Annotated in this window: 3 protein-coding genes; 1 reads left to right on the top strand and 2 read right to left on the bottom strand. The window is 39.8% G+C overall.

What is annotated here, in order from left to right:
- A partial coding sequence (locus AC1DSB_RS13525; RefSeq protein WP_477586891.1) for a thiamine pyrophosphate-binding protein occupies window positions 1-846 on the bottom strand: 846 nt, incomplete at its 3' end.
- Window positions 843-3,095: an EAL domain-containing protein gene (locus AC1DSB_RS13530; protein WP_477532357.1), complete on the bottom strand. Its 2,253-nt coding sequence runs from the start codon at window positions 3,093-3,095 to the stop codon at window positions 843-845. The genes AC1DSB_RS13530 and AC1DSB_RS13525, both read right to left, overlap by 4 nt.
- A 307-nt stretch (window positions 3,096-3,402) precedes the next feature.
- Between AC1DSB_RS13530 and AC1DSB_RS13535 the strand changes: the two genes are divergently transcribed.
- Window positions 3,403-4,587 carry an MFS transporter gene (locus AC1DSB_RS13535; RefSeq protein WP_477532358.1) on the top strand — a complete coding sequence of 395 codons (1,185 nt, stop codon included), beginning with the start codon at window positions 3,403-3,405 and terminating at the stop codon, window positions 4,585-4,587.
- Window positions 4,588-5,498: the final 911 nt, after the last annotated feature.

A 5,498-nucleotide genomic window follows, 5' to 3' on the forward strand; every position in this document is an offset into this window, starting at 1 on the left:
CGTCATATCCGTCAGTTTCGTTCCGATGACAATTAACAAGTCAACGCCTTCATTTAAATAATCAGTCGCAGCTTGCGTTCCCCCCAATCCGAAAGGACCGAGGTAACCCGGATGGTCGGTGCGAATTGTTCCTTTTCCGCCGGGTGTAGTGATGACTGGCACATTGTATTGAAGTGAAAGTTGGCTAACTTCGTCATAAGCCTGTGAAATATGCACACCTTTCCCTAGGAACAGGAGAGGTCTTTTCGCTTGCTCCAGCAAGGATTTCACTTCTCCCATGTATGGCGAGACCGCCGGTTCCAAGGCCGGAAGCGATAATGTAAAGGGCTCGATTTCTTCCATCAACACGTCAGCAGGGATGGAAAGATGAACAGGACCTTTTGTTCCAGTCAGTGCTTTTTGAAGAGCATGCTGGAAGTATACTTGGAACTGATCAGCTCGTTCGACTCTTGCGCTGAAGAGAGTAACTGGTTCAAACATTTTTACAAGATCTGTCCCGAAAATACTGGAATCCTGACCCATGGCACGTCCTGAATCTTTGACTGAAGGATGTCCAGTAATGAAAAGTACCGGCAAGTGGAAGGCTTTTGCTTGTCCAGCAGCAGTCAGCAAGTTCGTGCCACCTGGTCCTGAAGTTCCGACCGCGACCCCAAGCGTATTGTTCTGGCGTGCATAACCTGCAGCCATGAAGCCAGCGCCAGATTCGTGTCTGCTTAATACGAATTCAAGTTCGTTCTTTTCCATTGCWAGGAGAAGAGGAACAACCGCTTTACCGGGAATACCGAATGCGTGAGTTACTTGAAATGATTTTAAGTGTTCGACCAATAATGATGCAATTGATTTCATGGATGAATGACACCTCTAGATGAATTAAATTCATATTTTTTTTCGAGATCGGTAGCTGATAACGGTTTGCTGTAATAGTAGCCTTGTATTTCGTCACATTGTAATTTTTCAAGGAAATGAAGCTGTTCTTTTGTTTCTACGCCTTCTGCAATGACTTTTAGATTCAGCGCATGTGCGATGGAAATGATGGTGCTCACGATTTGGCCATCTTTCGGTCCATTCAGCATGTCACGAATGAAACTTCGGTCAATTTTCAGACGATGAATATGGAAGTTCTTCAAGTAGTTAAGTGAACTGTAGCCTGTACCAAAGTCATCCATGGCTATCTGTATACCAAGCTCATGCAATTCTTCCAAGATTGATGTGGAACGAATAACATCCATTGTCATAGATTCCGTGATTTCCAGTTCCAATCCATGTGGTGCAAGCCCAGTTTCTTGCAATACTTGTTTGACTTTATCCACAAGACGTTGCTTTAAAAATTCCTGAGGAGACAAGTTAATGGATAGTTTCAATGACGTCATGCCTTGATCGTGCCACTTTTTCATTTGACGGCAGCCGTGATTGAGTACCCATTCACCAAGATGTACCATCAATCCCATTTCTTCAGCTAGTGGAATGAAATCAGCTGGAGGAATAAGTCCAAGTTCAGGATGATTCCAGCGTAATAAGGCTTCAACTCCCACAATTTGATTAGTGTGCAAATCAATCTGCGGTTGGTAATGCAGGATAAGATCGTTATTTTTTATGGCTAATTCGAGCTCCGATTCGAGCGTCAGTTTCTTGAGAGATTCCTCGTTCATATCCGAATTGTATATGCAGTAACCGTTTTTCCCTTGATCTTTTGCACGGTACATAGCGGTATCTGCATGTAGGAATAGGGTATTGATATCTGACCCGTCATTTGGATAGAGGGCGATACCGATACTCGTGCTAACATGAAACTCCAGGTTTTGAAGGAAAAATGGTTTCCGAACGACTTCAATAATATCGTCGGCAATTTTTTTTAATTCATCAACTGAATTGAAATCTGTCAAAGCGATGGTAAACTCATCGCCACCCATTCGAAACAGCTTTCCTTTGTCGAGTAAATAATGATTTAATCTTTGAGCGATTTCAACAAGTAACGTATCACCCTTTGCATGACCCAATGTATCATTGATTAATTTAAAACGATCAAGATCTAGCAGGAAAACCGCCAATGAAATATTTTTCCCATCGGATGAATCCAGAATGCCATTTATATAGTTATGGAAATAGCGTCTATTAGGCAATGTTGTTAAATCATCATGATGTGCGTGATGCTGCATGATCAATTGGTTTTCATAGCGTTCAGTTATGTCACGGAAGCTGCAGACTGTCCCGATGAAATATTGATTCACACTGTAAATTGGACGGCCGTCAAATAGACAAATGGTTTCTTTTGACGAATCCGGTTTTTGGAATTTCACTTCGATATCGGAAAAGCTTTCTTTCGTTTGGATGATTTGATCTATCCAATCCTTAAGAATAGCCAGCTCAGACGCAGGCTTTTTAATCACATCTTGGCGTTTCAATCCTGTCAGTTTTTCTGCATATGGATTAAATTCCATAATACGACCATAATGATCCGTCAAAATCATGGCAGTATGTGAGGATTCCGTTAACACTTGGTTCAGCACATTCAAATCTTTGTTTTGTTCTTGCAATTGGATTTCACGTTCGATACTCGTTCCGACAATCGAAAGCAAGGAAAGGAGTAGAGGGTCTTCAAAATTCAAAGCGGTCATAATGGAAACTGTTCCAAGAGTGCCGTTCGTACGATGATCTGTAACTGGCACGGAATAACAAGCCGACTGATAGAGGAAATCATGATAATGTTGAGAGCCTACTACTTCCACCGGTTGATTGTGGTTCAGTGCAAGACTGATACAATTCGTTCCATTGTATTTCTCCGTAAACTGAACGCCTGTTCGAAAGCCAAGTTGTTGAATGACATCTTTAATCGTATTGTCACCTTCCATATAGGTGACGATGCCCTGATTATCGGTAACAACAATCAAAAGTGGAGTTCCTTTTACCATCTTCAAAAATTCTGGAATAAAAAATTCCACCACTTTCAAGACTTCTTTATTTTCTTTTTGAATTTGTTGTAGTTGTTCATGGCCAATTTCTAAAGGGTCGGGAATAATCGTCGGATCCAATCCCCATTCTTCACATCGCATTTTCGACTGTTCAATTAGCTGTAAATTTAATTGTTGTGCTTGCATTCAAATCCCCCCTTTATAATAAGGTTTTTGCAAAGTGTCTTAAGTAAATAATTCAAGGTTTTACAATATATAACAATATTTTTGTATTATAGTAACTAGTACTCCTTTTTATTATAGTTGATAAGAAGGATTTTACCTACCAAATAATGAATAAAGTCGAATATAGTCGAAAAAGTTGTTTAATTCGTCACAATCGTACCCAACATAAAAAAAGATTACATTTCAGTTAAATAAACCGAAAGAGTTGACGTTTGACTGGTAGGTAGGGTTAGATAGGAAAGTATGTTAAATGAGATGAGGAATATTTATGATGCAAGATCAACGAAAGAAAATAATTGTTTTAATGATAAATATGTTTATCGCAATAGGGAGTTTTGGCATAATCATTCCGATACTGCCAGCCTATCTAATGTCGATTGGTGAAGGGGGCATGGCGGCAGGTCTTATGATTGCCATCTTTGCGGGGGCACAGTTCGTCATGTCACCGATTGCCGGTAAGTGGGCAGATCAAGTTGGTCGACGGAAGATGATTATAGCAGGTCTAAGCGGATTAACGCTTTCCATGTTTGTGTTTTATTTCTCGGATTCAATATGGGTGCTGTATACATCGCGAGTGATAGGCGGTATCGGTGCAGCCTTATTAATTCCTGCGATTTTCGCTTATGTAGCAGATATTACGACAATGGATCAGCGTGCAAAAGGGAATAGTTACATTTCCGCAGCGATGTCACTCGGAATTGTCATTGGACCTGGAATCGGAGGGTTTTTGGCGGATTATGACTTGAAGCTTCCATTGCTCGTTTCCGCATTGGTATCGTTGTTGTCTGTGATATTCTCAATAATTGTATTGAAGGAAAGCAGGGAAACTGGAGATGTTTTAGGCGCAGTTAAACAGGAATCAATGGTGAAAAAACTTGCACAGTCTGTACAAAAGCCTTATTTTATCCCACTTATTATTACACTCGTCATGAGTTTTGGGTTGATGGCATATGAATCGGTATTAGGTCTGTTTGTGGATAATCAATTTGGCGCAACACCGAAACAGATTGCAGTGATGGTGACGTCAACAGGGATTGTCAGCGTTGTGATGCAATTATTGGTGGTGGATCGTCTCGTTCGAAGGTATGGTGAAGGAATCATTTTGAATTTCTTTATCGCCTTGACAGCTTTATGTTTCTTCTTATCTTTATTTGCCTCCACCTATGTGCTGTTCTTTATGATTACGTTAGTGGTGTTCCTTGCAACTTCTATTTTGAGACCAGTGCTGAATACGCTGATCTCAAAGCTAGCAGGTAATGAACAAGGATTCGCGATGGGGATGAATAACGCCTATATGAGTATTGGTAACGTAGTCGGACCGCTACTTGCTGGTGTTTTATATGACGTGAATATTATATATCCTTTCTTGCTAGGATTCGTCGTACTAGGGATTACAATCTTGGTAAGTGTCGTGTGGCAGAGGAATCAGAAATCAATCCAATTTGTGAAGTGAATTTATTGCGYTCGATAGGTTGTTGGACAATATGAACGTAGGGTTTCACAATCAGAAAAGGCTTTTGGGAAGTTTAGCGGGAAACGTATGGAGCTATTAAATAAAAATGAATAGAAATTAACAGGTGAAACCTCGTATTTTGATCAAACAAAATACGAGGTTTTTATTCTATTGTAGTTTTGAAATAAAGTTGTTGACCCGAGCAGGGTTAACGCTCTTTTTGTTGAASTTAKTGAACTCCYATGAAAAWTAAAAAACGCTCAAAATCAATAATAGTGCATATCAAAAGGACCCAGAAAAAAGCTGAGCCTTAAGAGAAATTATTTGGAGTTGGTAAGTAAATCGAGAAGTATCTCCAATCTACTAAGAATAAAGGCAAGTCTGGTGCAGTAACTAAAGTAGGATAAATATCCCATAAGTGCTACCCATATTGGGGGCGACAGTTTTGTGATGCACCGTGGTCGTTGGAGTCAGACTAACGGTTGGGCTCTATGGCACCATAGTTCATCGACCTTCTTCGCCAGCCATAGTGATTTATACCCATTAAGAACAAATTTTCATCCTTTGTGGTGCAGTGATTTTTCGCTGCATGGGTGGCTTAGAGGTCAGTTTACTAAAAGAAATTATTTTGATTTATGGAATTATCTGTTAAAATTAATTGGACTGTTATCTTGATACTGGGTGTAAATGGGGAATTTAAAAGGAGGAGAAGAAAATTAACGAAACCTTTTATCTCAAACTAAATGGATATTTACTGCTCACAATCATACCATTATCCGCTCTTGGATATTATTTTGCCGTCCACAAAGAATCATTGTTCTACTTGTATGAATGGCTGCTTGTTGCATTAGTCATAATTTCAGTACTTTTCTCAATTAAAAATATAGTATCCATCAGAAATAGACTAAAGT

Source organism: Paenisporosarcina sp. P4_E4_2 (assembly GCF_056401595.1).